The organism is Methylomonas sp. Kb3 (genome assembly GCF_002834115.1).
In the GTDB taxonomy this organism is placed as follows: Bacteria; Pseudomonadota; Gammaproteobacteria; order Methylococcales; family Methylomonadaceae; genus Methylomonas; species Methylomonas defluvii.
The window spans coordinates 1-276 of record NZ_PIZT01000057.1 but is presented as its reverse complement, the minus strand read 5'-3'; the positions used below and the strand labels follow the sequence as shown (position 1 = coordinate 276).

The 276-nt window shown below is 56.2% G+C and carries 1 protein-coding gene; it reads right to left on the bottom strand.

The genetic code is table 11. The features are described 5' to 3' along the window. A partial coding sequence (locus CWO84_RS15410; protein ID WP_205800397.1) for a TraI domain-containing protein occupies positions 1–276 on the bottom strand: 276 nt, incomplete at both ends.

Sequence of the window (276 nt, the reverse complement as noted above, 5' to 3'; positions counted from 1 at the left end):
CAAACCGTTAATGGTTTCCAGCATGGCCTGCATGATGTCGGGGCCAGACTCCAGAATGAATGTGCGGGCTTCGCGGGTGAGGACGCGCTCGATCACCAAGGCCGAAAACTGTTCATGGCGTTTATGGCGGTTATCCCGCCAGCGCAGAAAGTATCGGTCGATCTCATTTCGTACAGCCCAGTCGGTGATGTTTTCATCGCAAGGGTTCCAGGTATGTTGCCCCTGTGCGTCGACCACGGCGATATCGGCGACCGGTTTGCCGATGTCATGCAACAG